14 protein-coding genes and 1 pseudogene are annotated in these 12,810 nt (G+C 50.4%); 14 read left to right on the forward strand and 1 reads right to left on the reverse strand.

The window, feature by feature from the left end; translation table 11 throughout:
• Positions 1-59 precede the first annotated feature (59 nt).
• From ABFD83_14575 to ABFD83_14625, 11 genes and pseudogenes are all read left to right on the forward strand, one after another.
• Entirely contained in the window at positions 60-398 is a 339-nt protein-coding gene (locus ABFD83_14575; GenBank protein MEN6358295.1) for an amidoligase family protein, read from the forward strand.
• Positions 383-736, forward strand: coding sequence for an amidoligase family protein (locus ABFD83_14580; protein ID MEN6358296.1), 354 nt, complete (start codon positions 383-385; stop codon positions 734-736). The genes ABFD83_14575 and ABFD83_14580 overlap by 16 nt, the downstream gene beginning before the upstream one ends.
• A gap of 49 nt (positions 737-785) precedes the next feature.
• Entirely contained in the window at positions 786-2,042 is a 1,257-nt protein-coding gene (locus ABFD83_14585; protein MEN6358297.1) for a tyrosine-type recombinase/integrase, read from the forward strand.
• Positions 2,039-3,004, forward strand: coding sequence for a tyrosine-type recombinase/integrase (locus ABFD83_14590; protein MEN6358298.1), 966 nt, complete (start codon positions 2,039-2,041; stop codon positions 3,002-3,004). Before ABFD83_14585 ends, ABFD83_14590 begins: the two co-directional genes overlap by 4 nt.
• Positions 3,001-4,011 carry a tyrosine-type recombinase/integrase gene (locus tag ABFD83_14595; protein MEN6358299.1) on the forward strand — a complete coding sequence of 337 codons (1,011 nt, stop codon included), beginning with the start codon at positions 3,001-3,003 and terminating at the stop codon, positions 4,009-4,011. Before ABFD83_14590 ends, ABFD83_14595 begins: the two co-directional genes overlap by 4 nt.
• 109 nt (positions 4,012-4,120) lie before the next feature.
• Positions 4,121-4,477: pseudogene (locus ABFD83_14600) on the forward strand (hypothetical protein).
• Positions 4,478-4,631: 154 nt separating this feature from the next.
• Positions 4,632-5,876, forward strand: a complete 1,245-nt coding sequence (locus ABFD83_14605; GenBank protein ID MEN6358300.1) for a tyrosine-type recombinase/integrase — start codon at positions 4,632-4,634, stop codon at positions 5,874-5,876.
• Positions 5,873-6,838, forward strand: a complete 966-nt coding sequence (locus ABFD83_14610) for a tyrosine-type recombinase/integrase (protein MEN6358301.1) — start codon at positions 5,873-5,875, stop codon at positions 6,836-6,838. Before ABFD83_14605 ends, ABFD83_14610 begins: the two co-directional genes overlap by 4 nt.
• Positions 6,835-7,842, forward strand: coding sequence for a tyrosine-type recombinase/integrase (locus ABFD83_14615; GenBank protein MEN6358302.1), 1,008 nt, complete (start codon positions 6,835-6,837; stop codon positions 7,840-7,842). Before ABFD83_14610 ends, ABFD83_14615 begins: the two co-directional genes overlap by 4 nt.
• A 155-nt stretch (positions 7,843-7,997) precedes the next feature.
• The gene (locus ABFD83_14620; GenBank protein ID MEN6358303.1) at positions 7,998-8,213 is read left to right on the forward strand and encodes a DUF5049 domain-containing protein; all 216 of its coding nucleotides are present in this window, start codon (positions 7,998-8,000) and stop codon (positions 8,211-8,213) included.
• Positions 8,213-9,007, forward strand: a complete 795-nt coding sequence (locus ABFD83_14625; protein ID MEN6358304.1) for a glucosamine 6-phosphate synthetase — start codon at positions 8,213-8,215, stop codon at positions 9,005-9,007. Before ABFD83_14620 ends, ABFD83_14625 begins: the two co-directional genes overlap by 1 nt.
• Before the next feature lie 98 nt (positions 9,008-9,105).
• Here the strand turns inward: ABFD83_14625 and ABFD83_14630 are convergent, their stop codons facing one another.
• Positions 9,106-10,104 (reverse strand): site-specific integrase, encoded by a 999-nt coding sequence (locus tag ABFD83_14630; protein MEN6358305.1) that lies wholly within the window; start codon positions 10,102-10,104, stop codon positions 9,106-9,108.
• A gap of 212 nt (positions 10,105-10,316) precedes the next feature.
• Here ABFD83_14630 and ABFD83_14635 point away from each other — a divergent pair, with 212 nt between their 5' ends.
• The 3 genes from ABFD83_14635 (at position 10,317) to ABFD83_14645 (ending at position 12,604) form a co-directional block, all read left to right on the forward strand.
• Entirely contained in the window at positions 10,317-10,562 is a 246-nt protein-coding gene (locus tag ABFD83_14635; GenBank protein ID MEN6358306.1) for an Ada metal-binding domain-containing protein, read from the forward strand.
• Between the two features lie 496 nt (positions 10,563-11,058).
• On the forward strand, positions 11,059-11,733 hold the full coding sequence (locus ABFD83_14640; protein ID MEN6358307.1) for a hypothetical protein: 675 nt from the start codon (positions 11,059-11,061) through the stop codon (positions 11,731-11,733).
• A gap of 196 nt (positions 11,734-11,929) precedes the next feature.
• Positions 11,930-12,604 (forward strand): hypothetical protein, encoded by a 675-nt coding sequence (locus ABFD83_14645; GenBank protein ID MEN6358308.1) that lies wholly within the window; start codon positions 11,930-11,932, stop codon positions 12,602-12,604.
• The last annotated feature ends 206 nt before the right edge of the window (positions 12,605-12,810 follow it).

A 12,810-nucleotide genomic window follows, 5' to 3' on the forward strand; every position in this document is an offset into this window, starting at 1 on the left:
GTGTTCGAGGTAATTCATCATTGGTGATGAACACTACCAGATCAATACGGAGGTATCAAGTGATAGATTTTCGTGAACTGAAATTCGGAGTGGAGATAGAGACTACCGGCAAGTCGCGCGGAGCCGTGGCTAAGGGGATCCAGTCCGTGGTCGGCGGCACCATTGAGCATACAGGTCAGCCCGCTGCCTACGATCCTCACACGGTAACAGATCCAAATAGCAGACAATGGAAAGTGGTTGCCGACGCGTCACTATCCGATGCACCTGCCAACCTTAGAGCTGAGATAGTAACGCCTATTCTTACATATCGGGACATACCTGTGCTGCAGGATGTTGTCAGAGCCGTGCGCAGAACAGGCGCGCAGGCCACACAGACCTGCGGGTGCCATATACTGTAGATGGTTCGCATTTCGATGGCCGTACCCTCGCCAACCTCATGAAGATCTTCTATAAGCAGCAGGAGCTTATCATCCAGGCACTCGGTGTTAGAGCGGACAGGCTGGCTAAATATACCAAGCGGATCGATCCTGACCTGATAAGGAGAATAGACTGCAAGCGCCCCAAGACGCTCGATGAGATGAATAAGCTGTGGTATGGCGCATTCAATTCCTCACCACAGCACTATGATAGCCAACGCTATTATGTTGCGGCTCGAATTATGTTGCGCCGGGCCGCGATTCGTGCGGCCCGACTGCGGATTGCGCTACATAATATATCACCCTGCCGTATTTGGTAATGGAGCTTCGGATTGGTTCCGGGGCTTACATTAACCAAGAGGTGTTTCTATGTTGGAATATTACTTTAGCGATCCCACTCGGCTGCGCCAGCTTCGTCGTGGGCCGCTCGTCCAGTATCTGGACGGCATGGCTGCCGAATTGCGACGGCACGGCTATCAGAAGACCACCGGAGTCAACATCCTGGGATTGGCCGGACAGTTCAGTCGGTTCCTTTCCACCTGCGGGATCTCCGATGCCAGCGAAATCAGCGAGGAACTGGGACAGAAGTTCGTTGATGAGGAACTTGTGCCCATGGGAGTTTTTCGCGGAGCAGCCAATGCAATCGTCCACGTTCTCAGGTATCTCAGACAGTCCGGCATCATAGCAGAGGTCGAGAAACCGCATGTAGATGACCCTTGCGCGGATATCATCAAGCGCTACATCACCTATCTACGCGATATTCGTGGTCTGAGCTTTGCTACCTGCGATGGCTACACACGATCCGTACGACGCTTCCTCGCTTTTCATATCGAGCGCCATAAGAAGTTGGAATTCTCGGCTCTCGATGGCCCCGAGGTACTCGACTATATAACCACTTGGGCAAACTACGCCTCCAGCCGGTCCTGGGTACACAACCTTGCAACCAACACACGCTCGTTCCTGGGATTCTTACGCTGGGAAAACCTCATTGACCGCGATCTTGAGCGTGTTGTGCCGTCACTACGCCGGTGGCGACTGGCCACGGTTCCCAGCCATCTACCTTGGGAACAGGTTCGCGAGATAATTGACGGCGTGAATGCCGCTTCGCCCGAAGGCATGCGCGACCGGGCTATTCTGCTCTTGCTTGCCACGCTTGGGCTGCGAAACTACGACGTGCGCACGATGGAATTCTCACACATCGACTGGCGTGAAAGCGTGATTCGCCTGCCGAAAACCAAGAACTTGCGCGCTCGCGTTCTACCGATGTCGCAGGAGCTGGGCGAAGCCATTGCCGACTACATTCTCAATGGCCGCCCACACACCGATTTGCCCTTCGTATTTATCCGCCACAAGGCGCCTGTCAGTGCGTTCACCACATCCCCCGCCATAACGGGTATTGTGCAAAGACATGTAAAGCGTCTTGGTATTCCGACATGGGCCGGTCATCGCGGTTCTCACCTGCTGCGCCACAGCTTGGCGAGCAAGATGGTCAACTCAGGCTCTTCCATAAAGGGAGTCGCCGACATGCTCGGCCACGCCTGTATAGACACCACGGCCATATACACGAAAGTCGATACCGTTCACTTGATGGAGGTTGCATTGCCGCTACCCGGAGGAGTGAAATGAGCAACTATTGCTTTCGAAGCATCTTTGCCGAATACCTGATAAGATACATCAACCTGCGGCGCAGCTTCGGTTTGAAGTTCGCCAGTCAGTCAGGCATCCTACATAAGTTCGACGGCTACGTTTATGACCTTAGCCACACTGGGCTGCTTACACAAGAGTTAGCGATTGGGTTTGCCACTGCCAACCCGAATGTTACTGCTCAGGAATGCGCTCGTCGCTATGCTACCATACGTAACTTCTCGGACTTCCTTGCCACGTTCGAGCCGCAGACACCACTTCTGGATCCCAAGGCTCTGTATGCGCGGCGGGTGCGTCCGCCTGCACATATCTATTCGGAAGAAGAACTCGTTCGCCTGCTCGAACTTGCCAAGCGGATCGCGCCAAAGAATCCTATGAGAGGGTTTGCCTTACATGCAATGGTCGGTCTGGCCGCAGGAACCGGTCTGAGGATTAGCGAAGTGGTTGCTCTTGACCGTGCGGATGTGGACATGAAATCGGGTGTCATAATGGTGCGGCGCACGAAGTTTTTCAAGGACCGCCTGGTGCCGGTGCATTCAACTGTTCTGGCAGTTCTTAATCAGTATGCTCGCCTGCGCGACGCGGCACATCCCCAGTCGCAGAGCCCGGCGTTCTTTCTTCACCAATGGGGACGACGCTTCTCGAAGCATACTCTGCAGATGACCTACTGGGATCTTACTCGACGTGCAGGGTTGCGGGGTGACAGCGGAGACGGCCCCACATTCCATGATCTTCGCCACACCTTCGCTGTCAGGAGATTGGCCGCATGGTATCGAGAAGGCAAGGATGTGAATGCCATGCTGCCCATGCTGGCGACATACATGGGCCACGCTCATTACACCGATACCGCCTACTATATTACGGCGATCCCCGAACTGATGGAACTTGCTGCCCAGCGCGCACGAACAAGCCAAACAAGTTCGGACAAGGAGGCAACTCGATGAGCGCAAAGCCTCAAACTCTAGCAACCCTCATCGAAAGCTACTTCAAACAGCGACTGATAGCTCAACGGCACTCAAGCCGAGAGACGATTGCCTCTTACCGGGAGAGTTTACGGCTTCTTGCCGTATTTGCATCCGAGTGTTTACATACGGCTCCAGAGAAGCTGACCATTGAGAATCTCGACCGAGAGGTAGTCCTTGCTTTCCTAGATTACCTTGAACAGACACGCTGCAACTGTATTCGCACCCGCAACAGTCGTCTAGCCGCAATCCGCTCGTTCCTTAAGTATGTGGCGTATTTGGACCCAACTGCAATGGGCGTGGTTCAGCGAGTATTGGCAATACCGAGTAAGAGAACGGTCAAGCCGATACTTGGATATCTTACCCGAGAAGAACTCGATGTTCTTCTCAGCGTTCCGGACCGCAACAGCAGACAAGGACGCCGTGACTATGCGCTGTTGCTCTTTATGGCTCGCACCGGCGCGCGAGTATCGGAAGCTGTTGGGGTCAACGCGAGTGACCTGCGTTTGAATCATCCATGTCAGGTGCTTCTGCGTGGAAAAGGCGGAAAGGAGCGTGTTACGCCGATGAAATCTGACATTTCGGATATCTTGAACACACTTTGCGGGGAAATGAATATTGCGCCAAACACAAATGCCGCTGTCTTCGTCAGCATGGCCGGCAAACGGCTCACGCGTCACGGAGTCACACATTTGATGCGGCGCACCGTACCCATAGCGGTTGCGAACATGCCGATACTGGCAAGGAAGACGATCACGCCTCACACCCTTCGTCATACTACAGCAATGCACCTGCTGCAGGATGGAATCGATCTGAATATGATTCGTTCATGGCTGGGACATGTCAGCCTCGACACGACTCATCAGTACGTTGAGGCTGACGTGGAGATGAAACGTTGTATATTAGAGCAGTGCGGGGTAGTTGAAGCCGGGCAGATGCGCTACCAACCAACGGACAAATTGTTGGCACTACTGGAGAGCCTGTGCTGATTATTATGTGACGCAAATCGAGTGCCGGGCCGCACGAATCGCGGCCCGGCGCAACATAATTCGAGCCGCAACATAATAGCGTTTATGTAGCGCGCTACATAAACGCTACTGTGTTTTGAACCTTTCCTCTATGTTCTATAGAGGCAGCATAGAGATGAGGGCTGCGAATTCCACACTGCACGCTGGAGTAATCCGAGGTTATGTGACATTCGTGCTTGCACTCGCCGCGAAGGCTCTAAACAATCGCTGCGCATCCGGACGACCCAGAGAATACAATCCCCAGAGTGCTAAGTATGACTTTCGGGTCTTTGCATGCATCAATCTCGGGCTTATAGGCGATGAGTTCAAAAATGTGAGAAAGCACCTGTTATGTGGCGCGCCACATAGCAAGTGTTATGCGTCGCGTGCGATTATGTGGCGTCGGGTGCTTTTTCAGGCTCCCCGACGCCGGTTTTGCGATACATAACAATCCCTACCAGATGATTCACGCTTGGTTCGGCAAATAAGTCAAGTGCAATCTGAAAGGGATGGGGCTGTATATGAAAGCTTATGCAGAGCCGTATTCCTTGTGGAGGCTCGGATTCGCCCGGGTCTTACATTGTTTCTCTAGGAGACAAAACATGCTGGAGTATTACTTCAAATCACCAATCAGAATTCGTCAGTTGCGTTGCGGCCCCATCGCACCTTATCTGGACGGACTTGCTGCGCGCCTGCATCAGCGGGGTTACTGCTATGGTCAGGCTCACACCATTTTGGGACTTGCTGGCGACTTCAGTCGCTACCTGTCACTAATAGGCATCGGCGACGTTCACAAGATCACAGAGGACCTTGCCCATCGCTTTTCCGGTGATTTTGCCTCGCACGGTGACTACGAGAAGACCGGTAATATGTTGACCCATCTATTGAACCACCTGCGTGACGAGGGTATTGTGCCGGTTCTGGAACAAGAGAGTTCTGCGGATGATCCATTTACAGACATCATCTCACGATATGAGGATTACTTGGCAAATGTGCGCGGAGTCGTCGTTAAGACCAGGATATACAGTCGGTCCGCCAGGCGTTTTCTGGATTTCCATCTCAGGCGCCATGGCTGCTTGGATCTTAGAAAAGTGGACGGTCCACAGATATTGGATTACATTGCCTACTGGGCAAATGTCTCTCAAAGTCGGACCTGGGGACAAATGCTGACCACATGTACCCGGTCATTCCTGCGGTTTTTGCGCTGGGAAAGCATTGTCGAACAAGACCTAGACCGAGTCGTACCATCCATATTTCGCTACCGACTAGACACGATTCCCAAACACCTGCCCTGGCAACAGGTGCGAGCGTTAATCGACGGTATGGAGACGCTTTCGCCGCGGGGAAGGCGTGATAAGGCAATCCTGCTGCTACTTGCGACACTCGGACTCCGCTGTATGGACGTTCGAGATCTCCAACTGGACAATATCATATGGCGCAAGTCCGAGATACACCTGCCGAAGACTAAAAGCATGCGCGCTCGTGTTCTGCCGCTTACTCAGGAAGTCGGTGATGCCCTGACCGACTATGTCATCCATGGGCGTCCCGCACACAATTCGCGGTATGTATTTCTTACTCACAATGCCCCCATAGTGCCCATATCTTGTGAGGCAGTCACGGCCATTGTGTCAAGGAACATCAAACGCGCAGGCATACCAGCCCCTCATTATGGCGCCCACATGCTTAGACACAGTCTTGCGGCCAAGATGGTGAATGAGTCAAGACCAATCAAGGAGATAGCAGACATGCTTGGGCACGTCAGCATCGACACTACGGCCATTTATGCCAAGGTTGACACTACTCATCTGGCGACCGTGGCTCTGCCTTTTCCAGGAGGTGCAAGATGAGCTACAAATGTCGCAGTTTCCTTGCAGCTTATCTAGAATCCTACATCAACCTGCGGCGCAAGCTCGGATGCCAGTTCAGGCAGCAGGCAAATACTCTGCACGAGTTCGACCGATACCTGTGTAAGCACGAATCAGTCGCTAAGCTGACGCAGGATTTGGCTGTGGATTTCGCCACGTACCGCCCTGAGCTAAGTTCGAAGCATTGTGCTAATCGCTACAACTTTGTACGCAACTTCTCCAGGTATCTGGCTGCATTTGAGCCTGAGACTCCACCTTTGAGTCCGAAAGTCCTTTGTCCTCAAAACACTCAGCCTCCGGCCCACATCTATACCGAGTCTGAACTCGCGCTGCTTCTTCAGTCGACCATGAAATTGACTCCCCAGCACCCAATGCGAGGGCTGACGTTCAGAACAATTATTGGCCTCGCGGCCAGCACGGGGCTGCGAAACGTGGAGGTAGTCAATCTTGACAAGGCAGACGTGGATTTGGGGTCTGGAGTTCTCCTGGTGCGCGGGACCAAATTCCACAAAGAACGAATTGTGCCGGTCCATCCTACCACGCTTGTTGAACTGACGAGCTATGCTCGTCTGCGTGATGTTTCGTTTCCCGAGCCGCAAACCCCTGCCTTTTTCCTTAATATGAGAGGCTGTCGTATTCAGACCCACACAATACAGTGCACATTCTGGAGGCTTACCCAGATCGCCGGACTGCGAGATGAAAGCGGCAAAGGTCCGAGATTTCACGACTTGCGCCACACATTCGCGGTTAAAAGGATGGCGAGATGGTATCGCGAGGGAGTTGACGTCCAAGGATTGCTACCTCTGCTTGCCACCTACATGGGACATGTCCACTACAGCAATACCGCATATTATATCACCGCCGTCCCCGAACTGATGGAGCTTGCTACTCAGAGATATCAGACCGCACAGAATACAAGCGGCGATGTGGAGGCAAGCAAATGAGCAAAGTTTCTCCGACACTAGGCGACATGCTCGAAAGCTACTTTCGCCGTCGACTGATAACACAGCAACGAGCCAGCATCGAGACTATTCGCGGGTATCGTGACGCTCTTCGACTGCTAGTAATTTTTGTCGCCGAGCAGCTACAGACGGCTCCCGAGCGCTTGAGTATTCAAGACCTGGACCGCGACGTGATTCTGGCATTCCTCGACCACTTGGAGGATTTTCGGCATAATTGCGTACGCACGCGCAATAACAGGCTGGCCGCAATCCGAGCGTTCATGCAGTATGTGGCCTACATGGACCCGGGAGCGCTGGGTGTGGTACAGCGGGTACTAGCCATTCCCAATAAGAAGTACGTCAAACCAATTCTTGGCTATCTCACCCGCGAAGAACTGGACGTTCTGCTCAATGTGCCGGATCAGGCAACAAGACAGGGGCGGCGGGATCATGCCTTGCTTCTGTTTTTCGCGCGGACTGGCGCACGTGTTTCAGAGGCTGTCAGGGTGAATGCGGTGGATATCTGCTTGAACTCACCTTGCCAGGTTCTGCTGCACGGAAAGGGTATGCGGGACAGGTCGACTCCAGTTGCTACAGACTTGGTGGCCGCGCTTCGCTCATTGTACGAGGAACGCCGTATTACCACAAGCGACAATGTGCCGGTATTCGTCAGTGCGACCGGACAGAGGCTGACCAGATACGGGGTCACGCATATGATCCGACGGATGGTCGCCACAGCGGCTGAGCGGAATTCAAGCATTGCCGGACGCAAGATAACGCCACATACTTTGAGGCACACGACGGCCATGCATATGCTCCAGTCAGGTGTAGATTTGAACATGATCCGATGCTGGCTTGGACACGTCAGCCTCGATACCACCCACCATTACATAGAAGCCGATGTTGAAATGAAACGTCGAGCACTGGAACAAAGCGGCGTGGTTGCACCACGGCAGGCGCGCTACCAGCAGACGGACAGGATACTGACAATACTGGAAAACCTGTGAGGATTATGTAGCGCAAAACCGGCGTCGGGGAGCCTGAAAAAGCACCCGACGCCACATAATCGCACGCGACGCATAACATCTGCTTGCTAACCTCCAGGGCGACTCGGCATTCAAGTATGGCCGCAAATCCAAAAAAGCTAAGGAGGCGGCAGTCAATGCATAACATCAGGGTCCTAGTTCCGAAAGCAGTTATGGACGGCATGCTGGCTATTCGTAGCTCAGGCAGAACTAATATGTTCGACTTATCTGAAGTAGTGCGCATCGCGGTTGAACTCGATTATATAGAAACTGCGATGCGGATAGAGAACAATCGCGCCAAATTCTGCCTTGGGATATTTCACGGATTCAAAGTAATGGAAGGAGAGCGCTGATGTGTGGACAGACTGGGGTCATCTATGGACCAAAAAAGAGACAGTCGGAGGAGCAGACATATCTGAAGTGGCTTTTTATACATTTGCTGCTATTGAGTGAGAGGCGAGGACCTTTCGCGACCGGTCTTGCCTGGCTGAAAAAAGATGGCAGTCACTGCATTTTCAAACGTCCGATGCGCGCAGTTGAGTTTGTGAAGATGAAACAGTTTGTTGATGCGATAGCCTATGTTGACAACTCAACGACCTGGCTTGCCGGACATACCCGCTGGCCTACACGCGGTTCGATAGAGAGAATTGAAAATGCACATCCCATTCGCTCGGGATATGTCTTGGGCACTCATAACGGCACTATTGCAAATGCAGACGAATTGTTCAAAGAGTTTGACCTGCCAAGGTTTGCTGAGGTAGACAGCGAGATAATCTTCAGAATGACCGATGCTGATATGAAGAACGGTCGTATCGATACCGATGTGCTCAAGAGCCGACTCGCCCTTTGCAGTGGGCAGATAAGCGCGGTAATGGCATCTAAGCTCGATCCCCAAATTGTAGTCGTGGTAAAGGGCAATATGCCCCTGGAATTGAGATATCATCCGGAGCACAGGGTAGTAGTATATGCCTCAGATTCCACGTATCTCAATACCGCGCTTTCTCGTGAGAAGGGCTGGCGACGGATAGCAGCGAAACCTATGAGCATAATGACTTTTCACATTGACAACCTGCCGAATTTTGAAAGCGTGCCGTTTCGGTTAGCCGGAGTGTCTGTTGCTAACTTCGAGCGTTTTACAGGTCGGTAGGCTCGAAAATATGAATATTGTCTGTGAGTCCCCAGGAGAAATCCGTATGAATCTGTCTGCCTTCTGGGGACAAGAATTTATCACAGAGAGTGATACTTCTACAGTCCGAGAGCATCCGCGCTGTTTTCTTCGAACAGACGGCCCAGACGGATATATCTCTTCAATGAACTGATGGATTTATGCCCGGTCTGTTGAGCAATAATGTGCTCAGCCACACCGGCTCTGCTTGCCTGAGTGCAGTGACCGGACCTCAGTGAGTGCCCGCTGTATTTCTCAGGGTCCAGCCCTGCTGCATTTGCAGCTCTTTTGACAACCGTCCCTATCGCTCTTCTTGAAAGCCTGTCGGACACTAGATTGTTATATCTATCGAGTCCTCGGAAGATTGCACCCTCTGTAATCTGAGATATCTCCAACCAGCGCTCGAGTGCAGCTACCGGGCAGGTATCGAAATTCTTGCCACGGGGGATACCCACTAATCGACCCTCTCCCTGCTGGTCGGTTTTACTTCGCCTCAGAAGAATAACAATACCTTCATCCCGATAGTTGATGTCAGCGACATTCAATCCAACGATTTCTGAGCGCCTGAATGCTCCGGCGAAACCTATGAGGATTATTGCTTTGTCACGTATACCGAGAAATGTATCCGGCAGTGCCTCTACCATCCGCTTGATATCTTCCGACAGCAGAGCATCCACCGGCTTTGGCGGGCTGCCTATCTTCCTCGTCATTCCGTGCAGCAATTCTTTTATTGCCGGGTGACTTGTCGGGGTTGGATATCCGGCCTCACGATGAGCTGCGGCTATTGCGGCACAGTGTCTGCGGATAGTTGTAATGCGGAAGTTCTTCATCGCTAGTGATGTGAAGTAACAGCCGACAACATCCGGTGATGAAGGCATATAAGGAAGAGCGTGACTTATACACCACCGCTCAAAGCCCTTCCAGTCACGCGCATATATCTCTTTCGTGGAATCGGCAATGGTGGTTGTGAGGAAGTTTTGAGCGTTTTCGAGGAGTTCAAGAAGCTCGGAATCAGCCCCCTCCGCAGCTTCCTGGAACACAATATTTCTGGTAGTCAGTGTAGCATGAGAATCTGTCATTTGCAAGCATTTTCTTCGCATTTCGGCAATTTTTCGGCCCGATAGTGCGATGAAAGGAGTTGCCGTGACCCTGAAGCATAAACGCAAACCGGTGATAAGTCAAGGCGTTGGCAGCGAAAAGCGAAGAAATGATCTTCTGGCTTCCACGAATATTGTGTTATCGGTTTTTTACCCGTCTGATGGTCGATCTATGTGGTTGATGGAGGCTGTTCGTGAAGTTATATCGTCTGGTTGCAGTGATTCTGCTGGGTGGGCTTATCCTCGGCGCCGTAGGATATTGCTTGTGCAGCAGTATTGTTCCAATTCAGACACCGGCTTACATCGGAAATGTGCGGACCGGTATCTTTCATCGCAGGACATGCAGCTATCTGCCACATGAAAAGAACAGGTCGTATTTCGAGTCCAGAGAGGAGGCGATCGATGCAGGATACAGACCGTGCCGGAAATGCAGGCCGTAGTCTGCAGTTACTGTGGCCGGAACTGCTTGCCTTTGGGGGCTGTGTTTCCGGTTGCGGTCTTCCTGCAAAGAGAATGTTCTGTATGATTGAGTATAAGCTCGTCGGTTCCCAGAAGACGGTATTTCTGGATTTCAGTGTAGCATGGCAATCAAGCATTTGCAAATATATTTTCGCCTTATTGTTGATTTAAGCACACTTTCGGCTTTATCTAGTATTCAGTGCCTTAGCTCATATGCTTGTTCCTTCATTAACTTAATAATCTCAGAACATTGAGTCTAATAGCTTCATCCCTGGTTCCAAGAATACCGTCTTATCGCATCTGGCACATTGTTAGAATGGTTGATTGACACCGGTATTGATAGATTTATTGATTTGCACAGAACAAAGAAATAAGACAAGAGATCATATTCATAACTTTATGCATTGAAGTGTTGACTTACTCTAGCTTGCCTGCTATATTATCCAAGGTGAAATTTGACTGTATGGAGGCAGTAAGATGAAAATATTGATTATTGCACTTGTGCTGATAGTTATGGCAAGCGGTTTTGTTGTTGCAGACAGCGTCACATATGATGTATATGAGGGGTGGAACCTTATAGCTGCGCCATTAGTTCCTTACAATTCCACTCCATCAAGTGCTTTCAGTGGTATTACGGTAATGAATCGTATTACTCGCTTTGATGCTGTTTCTGGCGGCGACGTTGCACTGACAATATATACTGAAGATGAATTCGGCAACATTCTGCTCGGTGATGGTTATTGGCTTTCCCAAAGCCAGGATGGATCAGTTACTATTGATGGCATTGCCGATGGTGTTCCCACTAATGGTGTGATAACAGATATGTGCATATCATTACCAGGTGTTACGGATGGTGAAGGTGGATGGCATCTTATCAGCAATCCATATAACCATGAAGTTCCGGTTGGAGAAGACGGTGTAAACATCAAGTTTACTGACGGCATAACACTTAAAACATGGAAAGAGGCTGCTGAGAGTGAATGGGTGTCAAATAATATGATCGGCTTCGATGGTTGTCTGGGTAGTGATCTTGATACAAGTTACACGGTATATGCCTCTATGAACAGCTTGCTTCCATTCCATGGTTATTGGTTGGCTACCTCTAGGAGCAACCTTTGCATGATCATCAGTGGAACTGCTGTTGCTGAATAATGCTGAACTGCAGTTCTAAGAGGATAGCTCTATAGTCCGAGCACTTATTGTTTATATGATTCAGAAGCAGTCTAGTCACTTACAGGTTTCAGACCCTAGTTCTGGTTGTAACGATGTCAGTCATGGATGAGTATTGTGTATGAGTAAATTGCATTTCAATTTAATACACAAATTATAATCTTGAATGGGTGAGTGAATGAAATTAATAAGTGTGGTGCTTGCATTAGTTATTGTAGTATCCTGTTCAGCGCTTGCAGACGGCGTTACTTATGATGTCTATGATGAGTGGAATTGTATCAGCGCACCGCTTGTTCCGCTAAATTCCGATCCGTTGAATGTGTTCGATGGCATTCCAATTATTAATAATCTAACAAGATTTGATGCCCAAACTCAGGGTAATGTTGGATATGATGACCTTGATCCTACTGGATTTGGTAATGTCTTGCTCGGCGATGGTTTGTGGCTGCTTTCGAATGACGAATATACAGTCAGTTACGAAGGAGTTGCAGATGGTATCCCTTCTGGTAGTGTAATGACTGACATATGTATATCGCTGCCTGGCGATTCGCTAGATGGTGAGGATGTTGGGGGTTATCAGCTAATCGGAACACCGTTCAATCATGATGTTCCTATGACTGTAAGCTCTCCTGGCGATAACATAAAAATAACAGATGGAACGCGGTTACTCACATTGAAAGAAGCTGCTGATTCAGGATGGTGCGAAGCCTTTATGACTGGATATGATGCTACCATAGGGTCCCAGTTCTCATGCGGATACGATCTTTGTGATCGTGAAGAGATGGAGCCAGGATATGGTTATTGGTTCCTCACATATAAAGACAATCTCATAATGATTATTCCGGGCAGCTAGTAATCCAACTGCTTATTAGTTCCATACTCAGGTATCATATGTGGTTAGTATGCTTCCTTTGTTGATGAAATAAAAGGAACAAAGGTATCTAGCAGGGGGTCATACAAAGAAAACAACGTCCATCTGGCCGGACAAGTTGGTGTGATTTTGTATGCAATTGATGAGCCTGATAAATTATACGGACATAGGTAATATAGCTCGCTTGG

This window comes from Armatimonadota bacterium, assembly GCA_039679645.1.
Taxonomy (GTDB): Bacteria; Armatimonadota; UBA5829; order UBA5829; family UBA5829; genus UBA5829.